The sequence below is a fragment of the Streptomyces sp. P13-3-3 genome (assembly GCF_050571355.1).
GTDB classification, from domain to species: domain Bacteria; phylum Actinomycetota; class Actinomycetes; order Streptomycetales; family Streptomycetaceae; genus Streptomyces; species Streptomyces althioticus.
On sequence record NZ_CP192228.1, the window covers coordinates 429457 to 454356 of the forward strand.

The following is a 24900-nucleotide window of genomic DNA, read 5'->3' on the forward strand; positions in this document are numbered from 1 at the left end:
GTCTCTCGCCCCCGCCGCCCCTTCCCGTACCCGGTGCTCCGCCCCGGACCCCGCTCCTCGAACGCCGGAGGGGCTGAGCTCAGCCCGTCGACACCCTCGTCAGGCGAGCCGGGCCGCCAGCGTGCGCAGCAGGCGCACCACTCCCGACGGGCCGTCGACCACCAGGTCCGCCCGCTCCCGGAGCTCCGTGACCTCCTCGCTGCCGCTGCACACCAGCACACCCGGCGTCCCGGACGCCCGCAGCTTGTCCACCGCCGTGAAGGCCGCCAGGTCGCCCAGGTCGTCCCCGGCGTACAGCACCGACCCCGCCCCGATCTCCCGCGCGTACCCCAGGAGCGCGACCCCCTTGTCCATGCCCGGCGGCCGCAGCTCCAGCACCATCCGCCCCGGCTCCACGACGAGACCGTGCCGCGTCGCGAGGTCCGTCAGCGGCTCGCGCAGGGCCTCGAAGGCGGCCTGCGGGTCGGCCGCCCTGCGGGTGTGGACGGCGACCGCCCGCCCCTTCTCCTCGATCCACGTGCCCTGCCACGCCCCCACCCGGTCCAGCAGCCCCGGCAGCTCGGCGCGGGCGGCGGCGACACCGGGGTGCGGGGCGGGCGCGGTGACGGTGCCGGTGACCGCGTCCCACCGCTCGGCGCCGTAGTGGCCGAGCACCACCAGGTGCTCGAGATTCGGCACGCCCGCGAAGCCGCCGTGGCGGACCGCGACGCCCGGCGGGCGGCCGGTGACGACGGCCACCGCCGCGACCTTCGGGGCGAGCGCGGCGAGCGCGGGCACCGCGTCCGGGTGGGCGCGGGCCTGCTCGGGGTCGGGCACGATCGGCGCGAGCGTGCCGTCGAAGTCGAGCGCGATCAGCGCCTTGCCCGGGCGGGCCAGGAGCGCGTCGAGTCCGTCCCGCCCGGCCTGCGTGGCGGGCGCCGGCAGGTCGCCGGGGTCCGTGGAGTCCGTCTGACTGGCCATGCGCCCCAACCTATCCACGCAGCGCTTCCAACTGGTCCAGGAACCACCGCGCCGGGGGCAGCGCCGTCGCCGCCGCGACCAGCCGCTTGCTGCGCTCCGTACGGTCCTCGGGGCGCATCGACAGCGCCTCGTGCAGGGCCTCGGCCGTCTGCACGACGTCGTACGGGTTGACGGTGATCGCGTCCTCGCCCAGCTCCTCGTGGGCGCCGGCCTCGCGGGACAGCACCAGGGCGCAGCCCGTGTCGGAGACCACCGGGACCTCCTTCGCGACCAGGTTCATGCCGTCGCGGATGGGGTTGACGAGGGCCACGTCGGCCAGCCGGTACGCGGCCAGGGAGCGGGCGAAGTCGTCCTTGACGTGCAGGACGACCGGCCGCCAGCCGGGCGTGCCGTACTGCTCGTTGATCTCCTCGGCGAGCCGCTGCACCTCGGCCGTGTAGTCGCGGTAGACGGCGAGGTCCTGCCGGGACGGGTAGGCGAAGGCGACGTGCACCACGCGCTCGCGCCACTCGGGCCGGTCGTCCAGCAGCTGCCGGTACGCGAGCAGGCCGCGCACGATGTTCTTGGACAGCTCGGTGCGGTCGACGCGGACGATCGTCCGGCGCCCCTCGCCGATCTCCTCCTTCAGCGCGGCCATCCGCTCGTCGACGTCCGCCTCGTGCGAGCGGGCGCGCAGGAAGTCCGCGTCGGCGCCCAGGCCGTGCACCCCGACGCGGGTGTCGCCGAGCCCGCCGGCGAACCGCTCGCAGCACGCGGTGAACGCGTCCGCCCAGCGGCGGGTGAGGAAGCCGAGCCGGTCGGCGCCGAGCATGCCGCGCAGCATCTGCCGCGCGATGTCGTCGGGCAGCATCGCGAAGTACTCGGGCGGCGCCCACGGCGTGTGCGAGAAGTGCCCGATGCGCAGGTCGGGGCGCAGCTCGCGGAGCATGCCGGGGACCAGGGTCAGGTGGTAGTCCTGCACCAGGACGGCCGCGCCCTCGGCGGCCTCCTCGGCCAGCGCCTCGGCGAACGCGCGGTTGTAGGTCTCGTAGGAGGCCCACTGCCGGCGGAACTCCGCGTCGAAGGCGGGCTCCAGCGGCGTCTGGTACAGCATGTGGTGGACGAACCACAGCACCGAGTTCGCGATGCCGTTGTACGCGTCCGCGTGCACGTCCGCCGGGACGTCCAGCATCCGCACGCCGTCCTCCCCGACGCCGCGCCGCACGGCCTCGCGGTCGCCGTCGGACAGTGCCGAGCACACCCACAGGGCGCCCGACTCGGGGCCGATGGCCGAGAGGCCGGAGACCAGTCCCCCGCCGCCCCGCCTGCTCCTCAGCGAACCGTCGTCCGCCACCGCGTACGACACCGGCCCCCGATTGGAGGCGACCAGCACCTGAGCTGCACCGAAGCTTGAAGCCATACGCCTCAACCTAGCCCGGCCCCCCGGGCCTCAAACGTGCCGGTGCGTCACACCGGTCGGTGACGGACGGGGTCAGGCCACCTTGCGGGACTGGTACTCCGCGACGTCCCGCATCGGCGGCCGCTCCTCGGTGTCCACCGAGTACGTGCGGGGCTCGAAGGCGTCCCCGGCGCGCTCGAACTGGGTCAGCGACGGTCGGAGCAGATGCGCGCGGGCCAGCCGCAGCTGCGCGGTGCGGTAGATCGCGGCGGCCATCCGGCCGAGCGCCTGCCCGTCCTGGTGCCGGTGCTTGCGCACGCCCACGTCCACCTGGGCCAGCGCGTCCAGGCCCACCAGGTGCAGGGCGTCGACCAGCATGCCCAGCTCGACGCCGTAGCCGACGGGGAACGGGAGCTGTTCGAGCAGGCCGCGGCGGGCCGCGTACTCGCCGCCCAGCGGCTGGACGAAACCGGCGAGCTGCGGCCAGTGCATGTTGAGCAGCGGGCGGGCCATCAGCTCGGTGACGCGGCCGCCCTGCCCGGCGCCCGCGCCGGTGATGCTCCCGTCGGCCGTCGTCATCGGCCGGTCGTACATGGCCTTGACCAGCTGGAGGCCGGGGTCGGTGAGCAGCGGGCCGACGATGCCGGTGACGAAGTCCGACGAGAACTCCCGCAGGTCCGCGTCGACGAAGCACACGATGTCACCGCGCGTGACCAGCAGCGACCGCCACAGCACCTCGCCCTTGCCGGGCACGGCAGGCAGGCGGGGCAGGATGGCGTCCCGGTGGACGACGGTCGCGCCGGCCGCCGCGGCCACCTCGGAGGTGCGGTCGGTGGAACCGGAGTCGATCACCACGACCTCGTCGACCAGGGGCACCTGGAGCACCAGGTCGTGCCGGATGACGGAGACGATGTCGCCGACCGTGGCCTCCTCGTTCAGCGCGGGCAGCACCACGCTCACCGTCTGTCCCGAGGAGCGTTTCGCCGCCAGGATCCGGTGCAGCGGACGGTCGGAAACCGACCAGGAGCGCTCGATCAGCCAGCGCTCGACTTCTTCCAGCACGGCGGACTCCTCACTGGCCGGGGGCGGTCCATCTCGGTGTGCGGACGGCTCTCTCCGCCGTCCGGGCCTTCGGTTACAGTCTTGAACAGCGCCGACGGACCCCGCATCCCGGGGGGTGTCGGGGCGGACAACTGAACACCGCTCATCCAGAGGGGCAGAGGGATACGGCCCGATGAAGCCCCGGCAACCCTCCAGTCGGTACTTGTCACGCGGACGTGGCGAGGCTCCCGGCTAGGGAAGGTGCCAAATCCGTCTCACGGCGAAGTGCGTCGTGAGGAAGATGAGGAGAAAGGGCCTCGCCTCCATGGCTGTGCAGACTTTTGCAAGCACCACCGACTCCGCGAACACCGTCGACCTCGGCCCCGCCGCCGCGCTGTCCTGCCGCGAGTGCGGCCACCGCGTGCCCCTCGGTCCGGTCTTCGCCTGCGAGGAGTGTTTCGGCCCGCTGGAGATCGCCTACGACTTCTCCGGGTACGACACCGAAGAGCTCCGCAAGCGCATCGAGGCGGGTCCCGCGAACATCTGGCGCTACGCGCCGCTGCTGCCCGTCCCCGCGGACGTGGCGACCAAGCCCAACCTGAACCCCGGCTGGACCAAGCTCGTCCAGGCCGACAACCTCGCCCGCGAACTGGGCGTCACCGGCGGCCTCTACGTCAAGGACGACTCCGGCAACCCCACGCACTCCTTCAAGGACCGGGTCGTCGCCCAGGCCCTGGAGGCCGCGCGCGCCTTCGGCTTCACCACCCTGTCCTGCTCCTCCACCGGCAACCTGGCCGGCGCGGTCGGCGCCGCCGCCGCCCGGGCCGGCTTCCGCTCCTGCGTGTTCATCCCGCACGACCTGGAACAGGGCAAGATCGTCATGGCCGCCGTCTACGGCGGCGAGCTCGTCGGCATCGAGGGCAACTACGACGACGTGAACCGTTTCTGCTCCGAGCTGATCGGCGACCCGGCCGGCGAGGGCTGGGGCTTCGTCAACGTCAACCTGCGGCCGTACTACGCCGAGGGCTCCAAGACCCTCGCGTACGAGGTCTGCGAGCAGCTCGGCTGGCGGCTCCCGGACCAGATCGTGGTCCCGATCGCGTCCGGCTCGCAGCTGACGAAGATCGACAAGGGTCTGCAGGAGCTGATCAAGCTCGGGCTCGTCGAGGACAAGCCGTACAAGATCTTCGGCGCCCAGGCGGCGGGCTGCTCGCCGGTCTCCACCGCGTACAAGGCCGGGCACGACGTGGTCCGCCCGCAGAAGCCGGACACCATCGCCAAGTCCCTGGCCATCGGCAACCCGGCGGACGGGCCGTACGTGCTCGACATCGCCCGGCGCACCGGCGGCGCGGTGGAGGACGTCACGGACGCGCAGGTGGTCGAGGCGATCAAGCTGCTGGCGCGGACCGAGGGCATCTTCGCGGAGACCGCGGGCGGGGTCACGGTCGGCGTGACGAAGAAGCTGATCGAGGACGGGGTGCTGGATCCGTCCCTCACCACGGTGGTGCTGAACACCGGGGACGGGCTCAAGACGCTGGACGCGGTGGCGGGGACGGGGCTCACGGCGACGATTCGTCCCAGTCTTGAGTCGTTCCGTGAGGCCGGGCTCGTCTGAGCCGCTTCGCCATTTCCTGACCGGAGGTTCAAAGTGAGCGTTACCGTTCGTATCCCTACCATTCTGCGCACCTACACCGGGGGCAAGGCCGAGGTCGCCGCCGAGGGGACCACCCTGGGCGAGGTCATCCAGGACCTCGAGAAGAACCACACCGGCATCGCCGCGCGGGTCCTGGACGACCAGGGCAAGCTGCGCCGGTTCGTGAACGTGTACGTCAACGACGACGACGTGCGCTTCGAGCAGGGGCTGGAGACGGCCACCCCGGAGGGTGCCGGCGTCTCGATCATTCCGGCGGTCGCCGGAGGCTGATCATTACCTTCGGTAATGACCGTTACCGAGCGTTCAGGACTTTGCCCCCTCCGTGAGAGATCCGGAGGGGGCAATTCCATGAGGTTGAGCGCGGTAGAGTTGGGGAACGCGCTCCCGATCCATTGATCGAGAACCCTGAATTCCTGCCGCGGACCCGACTGGATGTAGCCAAAGTGCGGGCTCCTTTCGCGGCCTTTGTCTCCTTTGCCCGGCCCGACTTGCCCTGAATTCTGGCGAATTCTTGCCACATTCCGGACCGGTAGCGTCCAGATTTCTCGTCCGATTGACCTGTTGCAGACGGCAGTTGGACAGATACATTCAGCCGCGGTCGACGCGTTCCGGCGCACGCCCCCAACCGTTGGGGGGTGAGGTCTGACCCGGGTCCGCGAAGTGTGGATCTGTGCAAGGGCCAGTAATAGGGGAGTTAGGCATGGCTCAGGGCACCGTCAAGTGGTTCAACGCGGAGAAGGGGTACGGCTTCATCGCGGTCGACGGTGGTGCGGATGTTTTCGTCCACTACAGCGCGATCCAGATGGACGGCTACCGCACCCTTGAAGAGGGCCAGCGGGTCGAGTTCGAGATCTCGCAGGGTCAGAAGGGCCCGCAGGCCGACATGGTTCGCGTCACCGCCTGAACGCGCTACCAGCAGCACGCGACATCTTCTGCCGGCGACAGGGCCCGCACCCCTCGGGGTGCGGGCCCTTCGTCATGCCTAGGCGCACGCGCCGCGCGCGCCGTGTTCGCCCGTGGCTGAGCGCCGGTCGGAGCCCTTGGCGCCACTGGCTCGCAGGGCTCTCGGGGACCTCTCGAAATTACCGCCGCTCCGCGAGCGCGCCTTGCACTCTCGGGGGTCGAGTGCTAATCATTGGCGTTAGCACTCTGAAGGTGAGAGTGACAACGAAGGACCGGGTCGGTGAGGCCCGCCAGGTCACGTGGGGCAAGGAACCACACGGCCGGCGAGCCGTCCGTCGCGGGCGCGGGCGCGGTCCGAAGGAATCACCCCCAGTCCTGGAGGGACCACTTCACATGGCCAAGATCATCGCGTTCGACGAGGAGGCGCGGCGCGGCCTCGAGCGCGGCATGAACCAGCTCGCGGACGCCGTGAAGGTGACGCTCGGCCCCAAGGGCCGCAACGTCGTCCTCGAGAAGAAGTGGGGCGCCCCCACGATCACCAACGATGGTGTCTCCATCGCCAAGGAGATCGAGCTCGAGGACCCGTACGAGAAGATCGGCGCCGAGCTGGTCAAGGAAGTCGCCAAGAAGACGGACGACGTCGCCGGTGACGGTACGACCACCGCGACCGTCCTCGCCCAGGCCCTGGTCAAGGAGGGCCTGCGCAACGTCGCCGCCGGCGCCAACCCGATGGCCCTGAAGCGCGGTATCGAGAAGGCCGTCGAGGCCGTCTCCGCCGCCCTGCTCGAGCAGGCGAAGGACGTGGAGACCAAGGAGCAGATCGCCTCCACCGCCTCCATCTCCGCCGCCGACGTCCAGATCGGCGAGCTCATCGCCGAGGCCATGGACAAGGTCGGCAAGGAAGGCGTCATCACCGTCGAGGAGTCCCAGACCTTCGGTCTGGAGCTGGAGCTCACCGAGGGTATGCGCTTCGACAAGGGCTACATCTCGGCGTACTTCGCCACCGACATGGAGCGTATGGAGGCCGTCCTCGACGACCCGTACATCCTGATCGCCAACTCCAAGATCTCCAACGTCAAGGACCTGCTCCCGCTCCTGGAGAAGGTCATGCAGTCGGGCAAGCCGCTGCTGATCATCGCCGAGGACGTCGAGGGCGAGGCCCTGTCGACCCTGGTGGTCAACAAGATCCGCGGCACCTTCAAGTCCGTCGCCGTCAAGGCCCCGGGCTTCGGCGACCGCCGCAAGGCCATGCTCGGCGACATCGCCATCCTCACGGGCGGCGAGGTCATCTCCGAGGAGGTCGGCCTCAAGCTGGAGAACGCCACCGTCGACCTGCTGGGCAAGGCCCGCAAGGTGGTCATCACCAAGGACGAGACCACCATCGTCGACGGCGCCGGCTCCGCCGACCAGGTCCAGGGCCGCGTGAACCAGATCCGCGCCGAGATCGAGAACAGCGACTCGGACTACGACCGCGAGAAGCTGCAGGAGCGCCTGGCGAAGCTCGCCGGCGGTGTCGCGGTCATCAAGGCCGGCGCCGCCACCGAGGTGGAGCTCAAGGAGCGCAAGCACCGCATCGAGGACGCCGTGCGCAACGCCAAGGCGGCCGTCGAGGAGGGCATCGTCGCCGGTGGTGGCGTGGCCCTGCTCCAGGCCTCCCAGGTGTTCGAGAAGCTGGAGCTCGAGGGTGACGAGGCGACCGGCGCCAACGCCGTGAAGCTCGCCCTGGAGGCCCCGCTGAAGCAGATCGCCGTCAACGGTGGTCTCGAGGGCGGCGTCGTCGTGGAGAAGGTCCGCAACCTCACGGTCGGCCACGGTCTGAACGCCGCGACCGGCGAGTACGTCGACATGATCGCCGAAGGCATCATCGACCCGGCCAAGGTGACGCGCTCCGCGCTGCAGAACGCCGCGTCGATCGCCGCGCTGTTCCTCACCACCGAGGCCGTCATCGCCGACAAGCCGGAGAAGGCCGCGGCCCCGGCCGGCGGCGGCATGCCCGGCGGTGACATGGACTTCTGAGCCTGACCCGTCAGGTTCGGACCCGTCCGAGGTCCGGAGGGCGGCACTCCCGCACAGGGGGTGCCGCCCTTCGGCGTGTCCGGGCGCCCTCACGAGGTGACCGGTGTCACGGGTACGGGCGGGGGAGGGACGGGAATGCTCACCGCCGTGCGCGGGTTCGACGGAGAGTGCGTTGTATGCACGTACACATACCGTCGAGTATCCGCGAGGAGTTCTCCTTATGACCGTCGCCGCCTCCGAGGCCACCGGACGTGCCGCCGAGGTCCTGGCCCGGCCTGTCGCCCTGAACGGCCTGACCGTGCCCAACCGCATCGTCATGGCGCCCATGACCCGCCAGTTCTCGCCGGGCGGCGTGCCGGGGGAGGACGTCGTGTCGTACTACGCGCGCCGGGCCGCCGCCGGGGTGGGGCTGATCGTCACCGAGGGCACGTACGTCGACCACCCGTCCGCCGGCATCAGCGACCGGATCCCCCGGTTCCACGGGGAGGAGCAGCTGGCCGGCTGGGCGAAGGTCGCGGAGGCGGTGCACGCGGCCGGGGGCCGGATCGTGCCGCAGCTGTGGCACGTCGGCATGGTCCGCGAGCAGGGGCAGCCGCCCTTCCCGGAGGCGCCGGCGGTCGGCCCGTCGGGGCTGCGCCTGGACGGCGCCGAGGGCGGCAAGGAGATGACCCAGGCCGACATCGACGACGTCGTGGCGGCGTTCGCGAAGGCGGCGGCCGACGCCGAGCGCATCGGCTTCGACGGTGTGGAGCTGCACGGGGCCCACGGTTACCTCATCGACCAGTTCCTGTGGGCGGGCACCAACCGCCGCACCGACGCCTACGGCGGCGACCCGGTGGCCCGCACCCGGTTCGCCGTGGAGATCGTGCAGGCCGTGCGCGCGGCCGTGTCGCCCGGCTTCCCGGTCGTGTTCCGCTTCTCGCAGTGGAAGTCCGACCACTACGGCGCCCGTCTCGCCGAGACCCCCGAGGAGCTGGAGGCGATCCTCACCCCGCTCACCACGGCCGGCGTCGACGCCTTCCACGCGTCCACCCGCCGCTACTGGCTCCCCGAGTTCGACGGCTCCGACCTCAACCTGGCCGGCTGGACCCGCAAGCTGACCGGCCGTCCCGCCATCACGGTCGGATCGGTCGGCCTGGACGGCGAGTTCGGCCGTGCCTTCCTCGGCGAGGGTGCCGAGCTGCGGGGCATCGACGACCTGCTCGACCGCCTGGAGCGCGACGAGTTCGACATGGTCGCGGTGGGCCGTGCGGTCCTCCAGGACCCGGAGTGGGCGGCGAAGGTGCTGGCCGGCCGCTTCGACGAGCTGACCTCGTACGACGCGGCGTCGCTGACCTCGCTGAGCTGAGTCCCGGCCCGGTTCCGGGCGTGGCGCGGTGTCCTCCGGCGGAGGGCGCCGCGCCTCTCTGCTGCGTGGTCCATGTCATGTGACTGTCACGTGGTTTTCATTTGCTTGCGTCAATCAAGGAGATTAAAGTTGCCCGAGTCAAGCAGATCTGACTCTTCCGGAGACCTCCTTCATGTCCGACGCACCCGAAAGATCCGTCACGACCGGCACCGCCGCGCCGCCGAGGACGGGTGCCGTGGTACCCGTGCTGGCGCTCGGCGGGATCGTCGTCTCGCTGATGCAGACGCTCGTGATCCCGATCGTGGGACAGCTGCCGCAGTACCTGAACGCCTCGGCGTCGGACGCGGCCTGGGCCGTCACCGCCACCCTGCTGGCCGCCGCCGTCGCCACGCCCGTGATGGGCCGGCTCGGCGACATGTACGGCAAGCGGCGCATGCTGCTGCTCAGCATGGCCATGCTGGTCGTCGGCTCGGTCGTCGCCGGACTCAGCGACAGCCTCACCCCGATGATCGTGGGCCGTGCCCTCCAGGGCCTGTCGTCCGGTGTCATCCCGCTGGGCATCAGCATCCTGCGTGACGAACTCCCCGCGGAGCGGCTGGGCTCCGCCACCGCGATGATCAGCGCCTCGCTCGGCGTCGGCGGCGCGCTCGGCCTGCCGCTCGCCGCCCTGATCGCCGACAACTTCGACTGGCACGCGCTGTTCTGGACCTCCGCGGCGCTCGGCGTCGTCGCGCTCGTGCTGGTCCTCGCGCTGGTGCCCGAGTCGAAGGTGCGGACCGGCGGGCGGTTCGACCTGGTGGGCGCGGCCGGTATGGCGGCCGGACTGATCTGCCTGCTGCTCGCGATCTCCAAGGGCGGCGACTGGGGCTGGACCAGCGGCACCACGCTCGGCCTGTTCGCCGCGTCCGTCGTCGTCCTGCTCGCCTGGGGCTTCTTCGAGCTGCGCACCGACCGCCCGCTGGTGGACCTGCGCACCACCGCCCGTCCCCAGGTCCTGATCACCAACCTCGCCTCCGTGGCGATCGGCTTCGCGATGTTCTCCATGTCGCTGGTCATCCCGCAGGTGCTGCAGCTGCCGGAGCAGACCGGTTACGGCCTCGGCCAGTCGCTGCTGAGCGCCGGTCTGGTCATGGCGCCGTCCGGCCTGGTGATGATGGCGCTGGCCCCGGTCTCGGCGCTGGTCTCCCGCGCGCGGGGTCCGAAGGTGACGCTGATGATCGGCGCGCTGATCGTGGCCGCGGGCTACGGGCTGAACGTGGCGATGATGAGCGAGGTCTGGCACTTCGTGCTGGCGTCCTGCGTCATCGGCGCCGGCATCGGCTTCTGCTACGGCGCCATGCCGACCCTCATCATGGGCGCCGTGCCCGCCTCCGAGACGGGCGCCGCGAACAGCCTCAACACGCTGATGCGCTCCATCGGCACGTCCGTGGCGAGCGCGGTCGCCGGTGTGGTCCTCGCGCAGATGACGACCCGGTTCGGCCCGTACGCGCTGCCGTCCGAGGACGCCTTCCGCGCGGTCCTCGCCCTCGGCGCGGGCGCGGCGCTGCTTGGCTTCGTGGTGGCGGCGTTCATCCCGAAGCAGCGGGGCACCGCCGGGGCGGAGTCACTCGTCACCGAGGGCGCGCCCGAGGCCGCGGAGCCGGCGAAGGCGTGACACCTGCGGGCGGGTGGGCGGAGTGCTCGCCGGCGCCCGGACGAGACGGCGGCCACTGTCCCGAGGACATCGGGGGGTGGCCGCCGCTCGGTGTTCGGGGTGAGCCCGAACACCGGCATGGATGCGGTGTCGGCCCCGAGAGCGCGACGGGCCGTCCGACCGGGTCGGCTCCGATGGCGCGGGGTCGCGCGGTCGGCTCGTGCCGGTCCGAGGAGCCCTGTGACTCGGCGTGCTTGGGGCTGTGGGTCTCGCCGTCGTGGCGGCTGGCCCCGGCTGCCGGGGGCCGGCGTCCGGAGTGTCAGGCGGTCTGGGGTTCGGTGGCGGGGCCGGGCGGCGGGCGGGCCGGGGGTGACGCTTCGGGGCGGCTCCGTTGGCGCGGGGTCGCGCGGTCGGCTCGTGCCGGTCCGAGGGTTCTTCGGACTCGGCGTGCTTGGGGCTGTGGGTCCCGCCGTCGTGGCGGCCGGACCCGACTGCCGGGGACCGGCGCCCGGAGCGTCAGGCGGCCCGAGGCCCGGTGGCGGGGCCGGCCGGCGGGCGGGTCGGGGGTGACGCGCCAGACGCTCGGGCCGGGGGCCCGGAGGGCGGGCCGCCCGCTCTCGGGGTGGCTGGTCGGCAGCCGTGAGTCACGCCAGGGCGCCGCGCCCCGTGCCGTTCAAGGAGCCGTGAGGCTCGCGCGGCTCAGATGTTGCCCATCGGTTCGATGTCCACGTGGACCGGGTTGCCCCAGACGCGGAGCACCTCGTAGTCGGTGAACTCGTGGACGACGCGGTAGGCCATCGCCGGGCGGACCGTGCGGAGCTGGGCCTTGACGAAGAGTTCCGCCTCGCGGCGGTCGCGGCGCGGGGTGCCGCACAGCTGCCACGCCTGGCCGTTCCACATCTCCGGCAGCCAGCGCTGCTGCGGCTGCGGGCGGTCGCCGCGCACCCCGTAGCGCGAGGGCGCGGGACCGGCGGGCCGGGCCTGCGGGGCCGGGCCGTTGAACTCGGCGCGGCGGGCGGCGCGACGCCTGGTCTCGCAGAGCAGGCACAGGTCCGGGGCGCTCTCGTCGACCGGCCCCGTGGGGTGCTCGGCGCAGCGCGTGCTGGGCGGCGCCGTGGTGACGGTGTCCTCCAGCAGGTCCAGCGCCCGCCGCAGGTCGTCACGCACCTCGTGCAGCCGGGAGTCCGGGGTGTCGGCGGAGAGCGCCTCGCCGTGCTCACCGAGCACACGCAGCGCCCGGCCGAGGGCGGTGAGCTGTGCGTGGTTCATGGTGGTCTCCGTGTGGGTGGGGCCATTGCTCCAGCGTGCACCACGAAGCGCGGCCAGGGTGGCCCTGGTGCCGGAACGGCCAGGCCCTACGATGCCTGGTCGGACGGACGACTGTCGAAAGGGCGGGGGAAAGATGAGGGGGACCGGGGCGGTACCGGTGCCGGACGGCGCCGAGGACGTCCGGCCCGCGGGGGAGCGGCGCAAGATCGGCAACTCCCTGCTGTGGGCCTTCGGGGTGACGGCAGGGCTGCTCCTGGGCGCCGCCGTCGCCGCGTGGGTCACGTGGCTGGGTGTCGTCGTCGGCCTGGCGGCCGTCGCCGTCGCGGCGTGGCTCGTGGGCGGCGTTTGGCACCGGGCAGGCGCGGCGGTCACCGTCTCCTTCGGGGGTCTCGCCCTGATGATGTTCGCCTCTCCCGCCGTGTACGAGGGGTACATGGGGGCGGTGGGCGAGCCGGTGGACGCCGTGGTCGTCCAGGTCGTCGACGAGGAGCGCCGACGGGGACCGAGCATGTTCTGCACGCTCCGGGAGCTGGACGGCGAGCGGCGCGTCCACCGGGTCTCCCAGCAGGAGAACTGCTTCGGGCAGGCGAAGGCGGGCGACCGGGTCACGATCGTCAAGGACCCGCTGGACCTCCTCGACCCGCGGATGCCGGACGGCCCGGAGCAGGAGGACAGCAGACGGATCACCCTCGCCGCCACCGTCGGCCTGACCGCGCTCGTCCTCGGCACCACGGTGTACGCGGGGCTGCGGCGGCGAGGCTAGACCCTCATCTGGGGCCCGGAAGCCCGCCTCTCACCAGGGGCGCGCCCCTCACCCGCCCGCGCGGGACAGCGCCGCCCGCAGATGGCCGTCGGACTCGTCCAGGAGCCGGGCCGCCGTCGGGCCGTCCACGCCGGCCAGCAGTACCAGGATCGCGTTCTTGACCTCGCCGTCCGTGGCGGCGAGGGCGTGTTCCACGGCCTCGTCGTCGGCGCCCGTGACCTGGGCGACGATCCGGCGGGAGCGGGCGCGCAGCTTCTCGTTGGAGGCGCGCACGTCGACCATCAGGTTCCCGTAGGTCTTGCCGAGCCGGATCATCGTGATCGTCGAGATCATGTTCAGCACGAGCTTCTGCGCCGTGCCGGCCTTGAGGCGGGTGGAGCCGGTGAGGAACTCAGGGCCCACGACCACCTCGATGCCGTGCTCGGCCGCCGCCGCGAGCGCGCTGTCCCGGTTGCACGACAGTCCCACGGTGAGCGCCCCGTGCTTCCGGGCGTACGCGACCGCGCCGACCGCGTACGGGGTGCGGCCGGAGGCGGAGATGCCGACCACCGTGTCGTCGGCGGTGAGGCCGAGCGCGGCGAGGTCGGACTCGGCCAGCTCGGGGGAGTCCTCGGCGCCTTCGACCGGGTTCACCATGGCCTCGGGCCCGCCCGCGATCAGGCCGACGACCCTCGCGGGGTCCGTGTTGAAGGTGGGCGGGCACTCGGAGGCGTCCAGCACGCCCAGCCGCCCCGCCGTGCCCGCGCCGGCGTAGACCAGCCGGCCGCCGCGCGCCATCCGCTCCGCCACGGCGTCGATCGCGGCGGCGATGGCGGGCACCTGCCCGGCGACCGCGCCCGCGACCGTGGCGTCCTGGGCGTTCATCAGCCGGGCGATCTCCGGCGTGGGCAGCCGGTCGACGTCCGCCAGCTCCGGCCGGTACGCCTCGGTGGTCAGGGTCTCGAGCTGGGAGCGCAGATCACGGTCGGGCGAGGTGGAGGTCATGGGCGGTGTTCTTTCGGTCGGGGCCGGCGGCTCGGAAGGGGGTACGGCGGGGGCGCGCACGCGGCCGGTGCGCGGCGGGGTCCGCCCTCACGGACCCCTGCGGGTCGCCCGGTGGCGGTGCGCCAGCGCCTCGTACGACGCCGAGAGGGCGGGCGCCGCGGCGTCGTAGGTGCGCTGGGCGACACCCACGAACAGGCAGTCCACGACGAGCAGTTGACCCGTACGGGAGGACATCGCGGCCGGGCGCAGCTCGCTCTCGCGGGCCGTGGAGGTGGTCAGGACGTGGTCGGCGTACTGCGTGACGGGGCTGTCGGGGCGGCCGGTGACCGCGACCGTCGTGGCGCCGCGCTCGAAGGCGACCCGGAGCGGCTCGATGACGTCGCCGGTGGTGCCGGAGTGGGTGATGGCGATGGCCACGTCCCCGGAGCGCAGCTGCACGGCGTTGGTCACGGCGAGGTGCGGGTCGCTGTGGGCGTGCGCCATCAGGCCTATGCGCAGCAGTTTCTGGGTGAGATCCTGGGCGACCAGTCCCGACGCGCCGACGCCGTACACATCGGTGCGGCGGGCGCCCGCGAGGGCGGTCACGGCGGCGGCGAGCTGGACGGTGTCCAGTCCGGCGGCGGTGTCGGCGAGGGTCTGCTGCTCGTCGTAGGCGAGCTTGGCGACCACGTCGGCGATGGGGTCGTCCACGGCGATGTCCGTGGTGATCGCGGGGGCGCGCCCGGACTGCTGCTGGGCGGCCAGGCCGGCCAGGGCGAGCCGCAGGTCGCGGTAGCCCGGGTAGCCGAGCAGGCGGGCCGTGCGGACGACCGTGGCCTCGCTGGTGCCGGTCAGCTCGGCGAGGCCGGTGACCGTGAGGGCGGCACAGCCGGCCGGGTCGTCGGCGACGGCCTCGGCGACGCGCTGCATGGAGCGCGTCATCGACGGGGCGAGCGTGCGCACCTTGGCCGCGAGGGCGGCGGGCGCGGGCGGCGCGGGTGGGGCGCCGGCGCTCCCGAAAATTTCCTTCACGTCATTGGTCACGAAATGAAAGATATTTTCGTCGCGGGCTCCGGGTCAAGAGTGCGCACAATGGGGACATGGACCCCCAGCACGCACCCGGCCCCCCTCCGCCCCTGGAACAAGCGTTGCACGCGGCACGCGCCCTCGTGCTGGCCGACCTGATGTCGCGCGGGGTCGCCGAGGCGGACGTCGTGTCCCTGGTCGAGGACTCCGTCGCGCACCGCCGCTGGTGGGTCGAGCAGTGGCCGGAGGGCGCCGGCTTCCTGGCCGGTCTCGTCGCGCAGGACGTGCAGGACGCCCTGCTGGAGCGGTACGGACGCTGGCCGCTGTGTCCCGTGTGCGGCAGCGGCGACCCGCACGCGCTGGAGGTCGAGCCCGAGCTGGGCCCCGACCCGCACTGGGTGTGCCACAAGGCGGGCGTGAAGGTCGCGGCGGTCGGCGGACTCGGCGGGGCGGACGCCACGTGACCGTGTACATCGACCCGCCCGCCTGGCCGGGCCACGGCCGCCTCTGGTCCCACCTGGTGAGCGACGTCTCCTACGCCGAGCTGCACCTCTTCGCCGCCGGCCTCGGCGTGCCCCGCCGCGCCTTCGAACGCGACCACTACGACATCCCCGCCCACCGGTACGCGGACGCGGTGCGCGCGGGCGCGGTCGAGGTCAGCAGCCGCGAGGTGGTGCGGCTGCTGCACGGGGCGGGGCTGCGGCGGCGCAAGGGAGCCTGGCGGACGGGCCGTCAGGTCTGAGTCAGGCCCGCAGCTCGTAGGTGATCCGGCCCTCCTGCCGGGACACCTCGGTGAACCCGGCGCGGGTCACGACCTTCTGCGACGGCACGTTCGGCTCCTCGACGACGGCCACCACGGTGTGCACGGCGTCCTGCTCGAGCGCCCACGCCGACAGGGTGCGCAGCGCCTCGGTCGCGTAGCCGTTCCCGCGCGCCTCCACGACGAGGTCGTAGCCGATCTCGACCCGGCCGTCGGCGGGCGCGCCGTGGAAGCCCATCGCGCCCACCGCGCGGTCGTCCTCCCGGCGGACCAGCACGTACATGCCCCACTCCGGGAGGAACGTGCCCTCCTCGTACTGCTTGACGCCGATGCCGGCGCCCACGCGCGTGCCCTCGGCCGGGGCGCCGCCCGCCCAGGTGAAGCCGCCGTCACCCGCGACGGACAGGCTCGCGGCGACCGCCGGGGTGACGCCCTCCAGGTCGAGCCGCTCGGAGCGCAGCACCGGGTTGTTGTACCAGCGCCACGTGGTGACCCGCTCCCGCCCCTCCAGCTCGCCGCGGCCGGTCGCCCACAGCAGCGTGGGCCAGGGCGACGGGCCCGGCCGGACGTGCGGGAAGATCCGCGTGAGCACGAACTCGCAGAGATCGGCGGGCGGTTCGTACGCGATGCCCAGGCCCTCGGCGATGTCGTGCGTGTGCAGCAGCACCTCGGCGATGCCCATCGCGGCGAAGCCCTCACGGCTCGCGTGCCGGAAGGGGAACGGGTGGAAGGCGCGCACGGAGCGGGGGGTGGTGCGGACGGCGGCGGCGAGCAGGACGCCCATGGCGGACACCACGCGGAGGGTGCCCGCGTTGTCCGCGTCGTCCAGCAGCGCGATGTCGAAGGGCGCGTACGCGTCCTGCTCACGGCCCGCGAGCTGCGTCGCGTACCCGATGAGATCGCCGGCGACGTGCTCGGCCGTCTCCCGGCAGGTCCACTCCAGCCGTCCGGCCCGGACCCCCGCCCAGTCGCGGTCGGTGACCGCCCCCAGGGCCGCCACACTGTGCGCGACGGCCGCCTCCACCTGTTCCGCTCCCGATGCGTGCATGAGGGGGAGGCTAGGCGGAGGGCGGGGGCGGGGTCGACAGCATTTCCAGCTCGGCGCGCAGGTTGTACCGGGCGGTGGCCTCCCAGTGCTCCTGCCCGTACGGGGTGCGGAACAGACGGTGCAGGCCGAGGAGTTGGCGCAAAATGCCGGCGCGGCCCTCGCGGAAGTCGTCGTTCGGGACGAAGTGGTACTCCTCGCGGACGGCGGCGGTGTAGGCGGCGTACGCCGACGGCGCGGCGGCGAGGATCGCGAGGTCGGCGTCGCAGAGCACCTGGCCGTCGCGGTCGTCGTCGGCCGGGTCGTGCGTCACGGTGAGCCGCACCAGCCGGGCGACCTCCTCGGTCTTCGCCGCGGACACCCCGGCCTCCGGCAGCGCGCGCTCGGCGAGCCGGGCGGACCGCTCCTCGTTCTCGGACCGGTCCGGCAGATAGACGGCGTCGTGGAACCACGCGGCGAGCCGTACGACGTCGGGGTCGTCGGCGTGGTCCGCCAGCTCGTCGACGCGGTCAAGGACCGCCGTGAGGTGATCGACCGTGTGGTACCGCCGCTGCGGCTCCTGCCAGCGGGCGAGCAGATGCTCCGCGTACGGCACGGGATCAGGGCCCTCCGAGGATCCCCGCGCGCCTTCGAGGGCACGGACGAAACGGTCACGGAGGTCTTGGGTGTCGGCCATGACCCCATTGTTTCCGGTCACGTCCGGTGCGTCACGGCATCGGCTCGGCCCGCTCGCCTGTCCCGGTGCGCCGGGCGGGGTCCTGGACGTACGGCGTCACGGCAGCCTCTCCACCCGCGCCACCCCGCCCGTCTCCAGGGCCGTCCACAGGGCGCCGTCCGGGCCCACGGTGATGCCGTGGGGCTCGGATGACGGGTCCGGGAGGGCGTGCTCGGTGATCTCGCCGGTCTCCGTGACGCGGCCGACGCGGCCCGCGCCCCATTCCGTGAACCAGCACTCACCGTCGGCCGCGGCGACGACCGCGTGCGGTTTGGCCGAGCGCTCGGGCAGGGGGAACTCCGTGATCCGGCCGTCGGGCAGGATCCTGCCGATCTGTCCCGCCAGGATCTCGGCGAACCAGACCGCCCTCCCGTCCGCGGCGATGCCGACCGGGCCGGCGGCTTCCGTGGGCAGGGGATGCACGGCGGTGTCGCCGTCGACGGTGATGCGGCCGATCGCGTTCGCGCCGTTCAGCGTGAACCACAGCGCGCCGTCCGGGCCCGTGGTGATCGCGGAGGGGAAGCCGCCCGCGACCGGCAGCGCGAACTCCGTGACCTCCCCGCCGGGGGTGATGCGGCCGATGCGGTCGCCGGTCGTCTCCGTGAACCACAGCGCGCCGTCGGGCCCCGCCGTGATGCCGTACGGCCCGCCGTCGGCGGTCGGCAGCGGGAAGGACGTCACCTCGCCGTCCGTGGTGACGCGACCGATCCGGTGGTCCTGATGACGGGTGAACCACAGCGCGCCGTCCGGGCCGGCCGCGACGACCGTGGGACGGCAGCCGGCCGCGTCCAGGGTGTACTCCTCGAACGCGCCGTCGAGGGCGAGGCGGGCGACGCTGCCGCGGTGCACCAGCGTGAGCCAGAGCGCGCCGTCGGGGCCGGCCGCGATGCCGTACGGCCCGGCCTTGTCGTCCGTGATGCGGAACGTGCTGACGGAGGGGGTACGGGGGGACGGCACATCAACTCCCGGTGGGACGGTCATCCCCGGCACCCTGGCCGGACGGGACGCCCGGCGCAACCGCCTTTCGTCTCCCGGCGCGCCGCGGACGCCGACCGTGGGACATGTACACAAACGGAAGGGCTGATAACGGCTGGTGCCGGTGATCTTCCGCTGCTTAGTGTGATCCGCCGGAGCGCCAACTGCCGTGCGTACGCCACCTCGCAGGCTCCCGACCCGAAGGAGACCGGAAGCAGTGAGCAGCCAGCCGACGTTCGTCCTGGTCCACGGGGCCTTCGCCAACTCGTTCTCCTTCGCGCCGCTCCAGGCCGAGCTCGGACTCCTCGGACACCGCTCGGTCGCCGTCGACCTGCCCGGTCACGGCTTCGGGGCCACCTTCACCCGCGCCTACCAGGCGCCGCAGGACCCCGAAGGACTCGCCACCGCGCCCGGGGCGATCAAGGGCGTCACGCTCGCCGACAACGCCGCGCACCTCATCGGCGTCCTGGAGCGGGCGAAGCGGAACGGCCCGGTGATCCTCGTCTCGCACAGCCGGGGCGGCGCCACGGCCACCGCCGCGGCCAACGCACGGCCCGACCTGATCGACCGCATCGTCTACGTCTCGGCGTGGTGCCCGGTCGCGCTCGACGTGGGCGACTACTACGCCGAGCCCGAGATGGCCGAGGTCGACGCCGCGTCACTGGCCCTGGCCGCGGCCGGGAACCCCGCCGAACTCGGCCTGCTCCGCGTCAACTTCCGCACCGCCGACCCGGCCGCCCTCACGGCGTTCAGGGCGGCCTTCCTCGCCGACGGCACCGACGAGGAGTTCCTGGCCTTCCTCAACACCTTCCAGCCGGACGAGAACCTGGACGTCGGCACCTCCGCCGACCGGGCGCAGGCGGCGACCTGGGGCACGATCCCGAAGACGTACGTCCGCCTCGCCGACGACGCGAGCATGCCGCTCGCCCTGCAGGACCGGCTGATCCGCGAGGGCGACGAGCTGACGCCGGACAACCCCTACGACGTCCGCACCCTGCCGGGCAGCCACCTGAAGTGGCTGGTCGACCCGGCGCCGGCGGCCAGGCTCCTGGGTGAGCTCGCGGACCTGACGGTCCCGTCCGCCCGTCCGTGACCCGCACCGGCCGCCGGCGACTCCCGTCGGCCGTTCCGCGGCGATGTCCGTCCCGGCGGCGGCGCCGCCACTAGCGTGGACGCATGACGACTCCTGCGGATGTGTACGAGGTACGGGACCCCGAACTGCCGGGACGGCTGCTGGGCGTCGAGCGGGACGTACTGCTCCCCTTGCTGCGGGCGCGTGGCGACGGCGACTTCGCGCTGCCGGTGACGGCGTGTCCGGGCTGGACGGTGCGGGACGTGCTGGCGCACTGCTCGGCGGCGCTGTCGCGGGTGGTGGAGAGCCGGTACGAGAAGGACGTGTTCTCGCCCGCGTGCAACCAGCGGGACATCGACGAGCGGTCCGGCTGGACCCACGCCGAGATCCTCGACGAACTGGACCGCGGGATGACCGAGGCCGGACCGGTCATCGCGAAGTCGAGCGGGCGGCTGGACGCGCTGGCGCTCGGCGAGTGGGTGCACGCCGGGGACGTGCGCGTCGCGCTCGGGGAGCCGGGGGCGTACGCGGGCTCGGGTCTGCCGTTCGCGCTCGCGCTGCTGGCGCAGGTCACCGGCGCGCGGGGGCACGTGCCGCTGCACGCCGACCTGGACGATGCGGACGAGCCGCTGCGGCTGGGCGACGCGTCCGGTGCACGGCCCCCGGCGCGCTTCATCGGCGACGGGCCCACCCTGGTGCGGCTGTACGCGGGGCGCCCGGTGGACGGGGTGTCGTACGAGCTGGCGGGTGTGGACGCGGCGGAGCTGAACATCTTCGGCTGAGCGGCGGGTGGGCGTTTCCGGGCCCGCTGCCGGGCGTAGGCTTGGATTGGACTAGACCTGTAGGAGCCGTTCCGAGCCGACGAATGGGGCCCCATGAGCAAGCGTGCAGTCCTGGAGGTGATCGCCCTCGACGTCGAGGACGCCGTCGCCGCCCAGGCGGGAGGTGCGGACCGCCTCGAGCTGGTCACCGACATGGCCGCCGACGGGCTGACCCCCGCGGCGGCGACGGTGACGGCGATCCGCGCGGCCGTGGACATCCCCGTCCGGGTCATGCTGCGGCTCGCGGACGGCTTCGCGGCGGGCGCGGTGGAACGGCTGGCCGCCGCGGCGTGCGAGATGCGGGAGGCGGGGGCGGAGGAGTTCGTCCTCGGCTTCCTCGACGCGGACGGCCAGGTGGACCTGGCGGCGGTGGAGCGGGTCGCGGGCGAGCTGGAGGGGTGCCGGTGGACGTTCCACCGTGCGATCGACCATGCGGCGGACCGTGATGCTCTGCGCAAGCAGCTCGCGGACTTTCCCGGGCTGGACACGTATCTGACCGCCGGGTCGGCGGAGGGGGTCGACTCGGGTCTGGCTGTGCTGTGTGCGGAGGCGGGCCGCCGTGGGGAGCCCGGGTACGGGCAGCAGTTGCTGGTGGGGGGTGGGCTGCGGTTGGAGCATGTGCCTGGGCTGTTGGGCGAGGGTGTCGACGCCTTCCACATCGGGGGCGCGGCTCGGCCGGAGGGGTGGGCGGGGCCGGTGTCGGCGGAAGCTGTGCGTCGGTGGCGGGGCGTGCTGGGGAGTTGAGGCGCCTCTGACGCCGGGTGGGGGTGTTGTCGCAGCCCGGCGTGGGCGGGGTGCCGTCCGCGCCCACCCTCCCCCACTCTCGGCTTCGCTCGAGCGGGAGGTACCCCCATCGCCCCAGCGGCACGACTGCCCGCGGGGAGCGGGGAGCGGTGGCGCAGCACGGCGTCCGCGGCGTGTCCGCGGGGGCGCGTCCGCGTGTCTCGGCGTGTCCGCGGGGCCGGGTGGGGCGTCCGCGGGGGCGGCGTGGGTTACGTCAGTTGCGTCGGCAGTGGGGCCGTGTGCGTGATGATCAAGCCTGAGACCGCTCGGGTCAGCGTGACGTACAGGCGGCGCAGCCCCGTGCGTTCGTCCGGTTCCGCTTCGACGATCGCCCGGGGTTCGTCCAGGAGGACGTAGTCGTACTCCAGGCCCTTCGCCAGGGAGGCCGGGACCAGGGTGAGGCGGGTGGACCGCGTCGTCTCCTCGCCGGGGGACACGTACGGCAGGCCCGCCGCGGCCAGGGCTTCCGTCAGGCCGGGGATGCGGGGGTCGGCCGCGATCAGACCCACCGAGCCTTCACGGGTGAGCAGTTCGCGGCACGCCGCGATGACGTCGTCCGGGCCCGACGCGCCGCGCACCTCGAAGAAGCCCGGGTTCTCGCGGATCGACGCGACCGGGGCGAGCCCCGGCGCGATGTGCGGCAGCAGCCGGGAGGCGTACGTGATGACGTCCGTGGGGACACGGAAACCCGCCGTCAGCTCCTCCACCACCGCGTCCGGCTTGCCCAGGTGGGACAGCGCCTCCTCCCAGCTGCGCGTCGCCCACGGCGTGGTGCCCTGCGCCAGGTCGCCGAGGACGGTCGCCGAGCCGGTCGTGCAGCGGCGGCCCACCGCCCGGTACTGCATGGGGGAGAGGTCCTGCGCCTCGTCCAGCACCACATGGCCGAGCGACGGCGTCCGCTGGACCAGGTCCGCCGCCTCGTCGATCAGCACCGTGTCCGCCGCCGACCACTTCGCCGACTTCACCGAGCGGGCCGGCTTCGCCCACAGGACCGCCTTCTGCTCCCGCTCGTCGAGCAGCCCCTCCGCGTGCTCCGCCAGGAACTCCGCGTCGCCCAGCAGCCGCAGCACCAGCTTCGCCGGGTCGACCGCCGGCCACACCGCCTTCACCGCGGCCTTCACCGCCGCGTTGCGCGCCACCGCGTCCTGCACCCGGTCGTCCGGCGCCTCGCCCGCCCGCTCCATCTGCACCAGCACCGCGTGCGCGATCCGCTGCGGCAGCGCCTCGCGGGCGGCGCCGTAGCGGATGTCCCGGTCGAGCAACTGACGCACGATCTCCTCGAGTTCGTACGCCGGGACACGCCAGCGACGCGAGCCGCGCACCACCACGACCGGCTCCGCCGGCATCGTCACGTGGGAGTACAGCGCCCGCCGCAGCACCTCCGCCATGCGCGCGTCGCCCTTGACCGTCGCCGCCGTCGCGTCGTCCGTGCCCCGCACCTCCACGTGCGCCACCAGGTCGTCCACCGTGGCCTGGGCGACGGCGAGTTCGCCCAGGGCCGGGAGCACCTGCTTGATGTAGTGGAGGAAGGAGCGGTTCGGGCCGACGACCAGCGTGCCGGTGCGGGCGAGCCGCTCGCGGTGGGCGTAGAGGAGGTAGGCGACCCGGTGCAGGCCGACGGCCGTCTTTCCGGTGCCGGGACCGCCCTGCACGCACACGCTGCCCGACAGCCCCGACCGTACGATCTCGTCCTGCTCGGGCTGGATCGTGGCGACGATGTCGCGCATCGGGCCGACGCGCGGGCGCTCGATCTCCTGCTGGAGCAGCTTGCTGGTGGTCGCGGCCTCGGCCGGGTCGGAGAGGTGCTCGTCCTCGTACGCGGTGAGGTCGCCGCCGGTGTAGCCGAAGCGGCGGCGCAGCCCGACGTCCATCGGGTCCTTCTTGGACGCCCGGTAGAACGGCTGCGACACCGGCGCACGCCAGTCGATCACCATCGGGTCGCCGTCCGCGTCGTGCACGTGCCGGCGCCCGATGTGCAGTGTTGAATAAGCAGCCTCCGGCTGCGGGCGTTCCCCCTCCGCACCCTCCGCCTGCTCCGCGCCCGGCGCGCGGAGGTAGTCGAGGCGCCCGAAGAACAGCGGGGTGTCGCTGAGGTCGGCCAGCGCCTTGATCCGTTCGTCGATCTGGTGCTGGAGGACGGCCGCGTTCACCCAGTTGGCGGTCACGTCGCGGATGTCGAGCGCCTCCACGTCCTCCCGCATGGCGCGCAGGGCGGCGCGGGACGCGGTGAGGTGCGAGCGTTCGCGGGCGAGGGGGTCGTCGGCCGGGGTGGTCGTACCGTCCAGGGGTTCGTCTACGGGCGTGGACGCGGACAAGGGGGTGCCTCCGAAGGACCTGCTGCGGGTGTGCTGCGAGGAAGGAATGCCGGCCGGTTTCCGTCCGGACGGCGGCGCTCCGTGAGGGAGGCGGGAAGAGAGCGGAGATTCTAGGTCGTGGGGTGGGGGTGGTCCAAACGGTTTCCCCTCGCCCGTGGGGAGCGGTCGGCGTCGGGCGTGGCCCTCAGGTCCCCCTAGGGGTGACCCCGTCCTGCTTGAGAGGGACGGCTCGTCCCGCAGGTGTACGCGGCGGCCCCGCGGTTCGGTCCCGTGGGCCGATGCCCGTACCGGGGTCACGGAGCGACCATGAACGCATGAGCGCAGCCACCGTCCACCCCACCAGCCCGCCGGTCCGCCCGAGCGGCGCCGCCCCGGCCGAGGGCAGTCACCCGCACCGCGTCGGTGACGCCCTGCGCGCCGTGAAGGTGTTCCTCGGCGCGGCCCTCGACGTGATCCTCCTCGGCGAGTACGGCGCCGAGGCCGGCGTCCGCCGCCGCTAACCCTTCTCCTCGTTCTCCTTCCCCTCCGGTTTCTCGAACAGCACGTCACGTGCCTCCTCCGCCGCGCCGAGCATGGTCTCCGCGATGAAGTCCAGGAACCGCGCGGCGTTCTCCAGCCGGGTCGCGGCCGGTGTGCCGCGCCCCATGACGTCCACGCCCTCCCGTGAGGCCGCCGCCACCTGCGCGGTGGACCGGGCGCTGGCGACCATCGACTGGTACCAGATGTCCTCGTCGAAGCCGTAGCGCTCCCGTCGGTCCCCCTCGTCGCGGTACCGGCGCACCAGGTCCTGGCTCTCCAGGAACGCGACGGCCTTCGACACCGACGCCGGGCTGACCTGCAGCCGCTCCGCCAGCTCGGCGGCGGTGAGGCTGCCGGAGTCGCTGAGGGTGAGACAGGCCATGACCCTGGCCATCATCCTGGGCGTGCCCGAGGCGATGAAGACCGTGGTGAGCGTCTCCTCGTACGCCCGTACCGCCTCCGGGTCCCGCCCGTACGCGTCCGGCGCGGCCTTCGCCTGCCGCGCGTCGCGCCTGCGCCGGCGGGCGCGCTGCTCGCTCGCGCGCTGCGCCAGCTCCGGGCGGTAGGCGGTGGGGCCGCCGTTGCGCATGACCTCCCGCGTGACCGTCGACGTCGGGCGGTCGAGCCGCCGCGCGATCTCCGCGTACGCCAGCCCGTCGGCCAGCCCCGACGCGATCTGCTGCCGTTCCTGCTGAGTGAGCCTGCCTCCTGGCAACGCGGGTCTCCTTCGTGGTCCGTGAGTGCGGCGAGCATAGCGTTCACGCTCTTTGTAATGCAACGAATCGTAGGGTGGCCGTTGCGTTGTCGCACAGGGCGTTGCAACGATTTGTACGCTCTGAACTGCGCAAAGAATGTCTGAATGCAACAACAGCGTTGCCGCTTCCGTGAACGCAACGTAGCGTTTCCGGTGTCAGAAACAACGACACCCGAAGGAGCGCACG

Annotated in this window: 24 protein-coding genes and 1 riboswitch; of the genes, 13 read left to right on the plus strand and 11 right to left on the minus strand. The window is 72.8% G+C overall.

All coding sequences use genetic code 11. The features are described from left to right. Nucleotides 1-99: 99 nt before the first annotated feature. The 3 genes from otsB to ACQZOG_RS02095 all read right to left on the minus strand — a co-directional run bounded on the left by otsB (nt 100) and on the right by ACQZOG_RS02095 (nt 3400). Complete coding sequence (gene otsB / locus ACQZOG_RS02085) at nt 100-960, minus strand: trehalose-phosphatase (RefSeq protein ID WP_406716785.1); 861 nt, start codon at nt 958-960, stop codon at nt 100-102. Nucleotides 961-970: 10 nt separating this feature from the next. Further along, nucleotides 971-2359, minus strand: a complete 1389-nt coding sequence (locus ACQZOG_RS02090; RefSeq protein ID WP_430741223.1) for an alpha,alpha-trehalose-phosphate synthase (UDP-forming) — start codon at nt 2357-2359, stop codon at nt 971-973. Nucleotides 2360-2431: 72 nt separating this feature from the next. Further along, the gene (locus tag ACQZOG_RS02095) at nt 2432-3400 is read right to left on the minus strand and encodes a glucosyl-3-phosphoglycerate synthase (RefSeq protein WP_033276120.1); all 969 of its coding nucleotides are present in this window, start codon (nt 3398-3400) and stop codon (nt 2432-2434) included. A 139-nt stretch (nt 3401-3539) separates the two neighbouring features. Further along, nucleotides 3540-3687, plus strand: a riboswitch (SAM riboswitch). A gap of 17 nt (nt 3688-3704) precedes the next feature. Here ACQZOG_RS02095 and thrC point away from each other — a divergent pair. From thrC to ACQZOG_RS02125, 6 genes are all read left to right on the plus strand, one after another. Continuing rightward, the gene (thrC, locus tag ACQZOG_RS02100; protein ID WP_033276121.1) at nt 3705-4994 is read left to right on the plus strand and encodes a threonine synthase; all 1290 of its coding nucleotides are present in this window, start codon (nt 3705-3707) and stop codon (nt 4992-4994) included. A gap of 33 nt (nt 4995-5027) precedes the next feature. Beyond that, nucleotides 5028-5303, plus strand: coding sequence for a ubiquitin-like small modifier protein 1 (locus tag ACQZOG_RS02105; RefSeq protein WP_033276122.1), 276 nt, complete (start codon nt 5028-5030; stop codon nt 5301-5303). 430 nt (nt 5304-5733) lie between these two features. Continuing rightward, complete coding sequence (locus ACQZOG_RS02110; RefSeq protein ID WP_004986573.1) at nt 5734-5937, plus strand: cold-shock protein; 204 nt, start codon at nt 5734-5736, stop codon at nt 5935-5937. A gap of 392 nt (nt 5938-6329) precedes the next feature. Then, nucleotides 6330-7952 (plus strand): chaperonin GroEL, encoded by a 1623-nt coding sequence (groL, locus tag ACQZOG_RS02115; RefSeq protein WP_024884152.1) that lies wholly within the window; start codon nt 6330-6332, stop codon nt 7950-7952. Between the two features lie 220 nt (nt 7953-8172). Then, complete coding sequence (locus ACQZOG_RS02120; protein WP_037640279.1) at nt 8173-9300, plus strand: NADH:flavin oxidoreductase; 1128 nt, start codon at nt 8173-8175, stop codon at nt 9298-9300. 172 nt (nt 9301-9472) lie between these two features. Continuing rightward, nucleotides 9473-10954, plus strand: coding sequence for an MFS transporter (locus ACQZOG_RS02125; RefSeq protein ID WP_193454944.1), 1482 nt, complete (start codon nt 9473-9475; stop codon nt 10952-10954). A 678-nt stretch (nt 10955-11632) separates the two neighbouring features. On the opposite strand, the gene ACQZOG_RS02130 is transcribed toward ACQZOG_RS02125, so the two are convergent. Continuing rightward, nucleotides 11633-12202 carry a hypothetical protein gene (locus ACQZOG_RS02130; protein WP_193454945.1) on the minus strand — a complete coding sequence of 190 codons (570 nt, stop codon included), beginning with the start codon at nt 12200-12202 and terminating at the stop codon, nt 11633-11635. Nucleotides 12203-12335: 133 nt separating this feature from the next. Here ACQZOG_RS02130 and ACQZOG_RS02135 point away from each other — a divergent pair, with 133 nt between their 5' ends. Beyond that, nucleotides 12336-12965 carry a hypothetical protein gene (locus ACQZOG_RS02135; protein WP_037640275.1) on the plus strand — a complete coding sequence of 210 codons (630 nt, stop codon included), beginning with the start codon at nt 12336-12338 and terminating at the stop codon, nt 12963-12965. A gap of 48 nt (nt 12966-13013) precedes the next feature. On the opposite strand, the gene murQ is transcribed toward ACQZOG_RS02135, so the two are convergent. Both murQ and ACQZOG_RS02145 read right to left on the minus strand, forming a co-directional pair. Beyond that, nucleotides 13014-13949: an N-acetylmuramic acid 6-phosphate etherase gene (gene murQ, locus ACQZOG_RS02140; RefSeq protein WP_193467627.1), complete on the minus strand. Its 936-nt coding sequence runs from the start codon at nt 13947-13949 to the stop codon at nt 13014-13016. 87 nt (nt 13950-14036) lie between these two features. After that, on the minus strand, nt 14037-14972 hold the full coding sequence (locus ACQZOG_RS02145) for a MurR/RpiR family transcriptional regulator (protein ID WP_033276128.1): 936 nt from the start codon (nt 14970-14972) through the stop codon (nt 14037-14039). Between the two features lie 56 nt (nt 14973-15028). Here ACQZOG_RS02145 and ACQZOG_RS02150 point away from each other — a divergent pair, with 56 nt between their 5' ends. After that, the gene (locus tag ACQZOG_RS02150; RefSeq protein WP_033276129.1) at nt 15029-15418 is read left to right on the plus strand and encodes a hypothetical protein; all 390 of its coding nucleotides are present in this window, start codon (nt 15029-15031) and stop codon (nt 15416-15418) included. After that, nucleotides 15415-15696 (plus strand): DUF4031 domain-containing protein, encoded by a 282-nt coding sequence (locus ACQZOG_RS02155; protein WP_033276130.1) that lies wholly within the window; start codon nt 15415-15417, stop codon nt 15694-15696. The genes ACQZOG_RS02150 and ACQZOG_RS02155 overlap by 4 nt, the downstream gene beginning before the upstream one ends. Nucleotide 15697: 1 nt before the next feature. Here ACQZOG_RS02155 and ACQZOG_RS02160 read toward each other — a convergent pair whose 3' ends face one another. The 3 genes from ACQZOG_RS02160 to ACQZOG_RS02170 form a co-directional block, all read right to left on the minus strand. After that, nucleotides 15698-16738: a GNAT family N-acetyltransferase gene (locus ACQZOG_RS02160; RefSeq protein WP_359521026.1), complete on the minus strand. Its 1041-nt coding sequence runs from the start codon at nt 16736-16738 to the stop codon at nt 15698-15700. A gap of 34 nt (nt 16739-16772) precedes the next feature. Further along, nucleotides 16773-17435, minus strand: coding sequence for an HD domain-containing protein (locus ACQZOG_RS02165; protein ID WP_033276132.1), 663 nt, complete (start codon nt 17433-17435; stop codon nt 16773-16775). A 96-nt stretch (nt 17436-17531) separates the two neighbouring features. Then, entirely contained in the window at nt 17532-18455 is a 924-nt protein-coding gene (locus ACQZOG_RS02170) for a Vgb family protein (RefSeq protein WP_261675219.1), read from the minus strand. Nucleotides 18456-18666: 211 nt separating this feature from the next. Between ACQZOG_RS02170 and ACQZOG_RS02175 the strand changes: the two genes are divergently transcribed. From ACQZOG_RS02175 to ACQZOG_RS02185, 3 genes are all read left to right on the plus strand, one after another. Then, on the plus strand, nt 18667-19542 hold the full coding sequence (locus ACQZOG_RS02175; protein WP_037640268.1) for an alpha/beta hydrolase: 876 nt from the start codon (nt 18667-18669) through the stop codon (nt 19540-19542). A gap of 83 nt (nt 19543-19625) precedes the next feature. Then, nucleotides 19626-20303 (plus strand): maleylpyruvate isomerase family mycothiol-dependent enzyme, encoded by a 678-nt coding sequence (locus ACQZOG_RS02180; RefSeq protein ID WP_033276135.1) that lies wholly within the window; start codon nt 19626-19628, stop codon nt 20301-20303. A 93-nt stretch (nt 20304-20396) separates the two neighbouring features. Further along, the gene (locus tag ACQZOG_RS02185; protein WP_037640263.1) at nt 20397-21086 is read left to right on the plus strand and encodes a copper homeostasis protein CutC; all 690 of its coding nucleotides are present in this window, start codon (nt 20397-20399) and stop codon (nt 21084-21086) included. Nucleotides 21087-21334: 248 nt separating this feature from the next. Here the strand turns inward: ACQZOG_RS02185 and ACQZOG_RS02190 are convergent, their stop codons facing one another. Next, nucleotides 21335-23440: a HelD family protein gene (locus tag ACQZOG_RS02190; protein WP_430741224.1), complete on the minus strand. Its 2106-nt coding sequence runs from the start codon at nt 23438-23440 to the stop codon at nt 21335-21337. Nucleotides 23441-23754: 314 nt separating this feature from the next. Between ACQZOG_RS02190 and ACQZOG_RS02195 the strand changes: the two genes are divergently transcribed. After that, entirely contained in the window at nt 23755-23940 is a 186-nt protein-coding gene (locus ACQZOG_RS02195; RefSeq protein WP_106963289.1) for a hypothetical protein, read from the plus strand. Here ACQZOG_RS02195 and ACQZOG_RS02200 read toward each other — a convergent pair. Beyond that, on the minus strand, nt 23937-24674 hold the full coding sequence (locus ACQZOG_RS02200; protein WP_230228433.1) for a GbsR/MarR family transcriptional regulator: 738 nt from the start codon (nt 24672-24674) through the stop codon (nt 23937-23939). The two genes, ACQZOG_RS02195 and ACQZOG_RS02200, sit on opposite strands and share 4 nt — an antisense overlap. Nucleotides 24675-24900 lie beyond the last annotated feature (226 nt).